The sequence below is a fragment of the Bradyrhizobium sp. Leo170 genome (genome assembly GCF_004296405.1).
Taxonomy (GTDB): Bacteria; Pseudomonadota; Alphaproteobacteria; order Rhizobiales; family Xanthobacteraceae; genus Bradyrhizobium.
The window spans coordinates 1-679 of the sequence record NZ_PSRR01000825.1; the positions used below are offsets into that span (position 1 = coordinate 1).

General features: G+C 64.2%; 2 protein-coding genes. Both read right to left on the minus strand.

All coding sequences use genetic code 11. The features are described from left to right. A partial coding sequence (locus tag CWO89_RS44930) for a transposase domain-containing protein (RefSeq protein ID WP_502702962.1) occupies positions 1–395 on the minus strand: 395 nt, incomplete at its 3' end. A gap of 55 nt (positions 396–450) precedes the next feature. Next, on the minus strand, positions 451–679 hold a 229-nt coding region (gene tnpB, locus CWO89_RS44935; RefSeq protein WP_130584467.1), incomplete at its 5' end, for an IS66 family insertion sequence element accessory protein TnpB.

Here is a 679-nt window from a genome sequence, read left to right on the forward strand (position 1 = left end):
CATGGGCAGATGGCAGGCACCGGATAAACAATGCGCTCCCGCGGCAAATGCTCCGGCAGCGGCCGGCGGGCTGGCTTGCGACGCTCGAACGATGGCACCGCAATCTTCTCGGCTGCCATCTGCGCTGCGGTCTCAGCTTGCGCCGCGTTCTCCTCAAGGTCAGCGAGCTGCAGCTCGAGCTGGTCCAGCAATGCGCCGCGCTCGGAGGACTGTCCGAACTGCTCGTGCCGCAGCTTCTTGATCGTGAGCTTGAGCTTCTCGATCAGCAAGCTCCCCGCCTGGGCCTCGGCTTCCGCGGCCAACCGGGCCGCTCGCTCGGCGCGCAGCATCGCCTGCAGCGTAGTCACATCGTCGGGAAGAGAATCATCCGTGCCCATCGCCGACCAGAGAATCACAAGACGCGGTCTCTGTCCGAACCGCCGATCCTGCTACCGATTCAAATCCCAGCGATCAGCCGGCGGCCTGCGGTCGCCAGGTTTGTTGCGGCATCCGCCAGTCGATGCCCTCCAGCAGGTAGCCAAGCTGGGCTGGTGTGATCGTCACTATGCCATCAGCCGACGACGGCCACAGGAAGCGGCCGCGCTCCAGCCGCTTGGCATAAAGCGACATGCCGAGCCCATCGTGCCAGAGGATCTTGATCAGCTTGCCGCTTTTGCCACGGAACACATAGAGGTCGCCA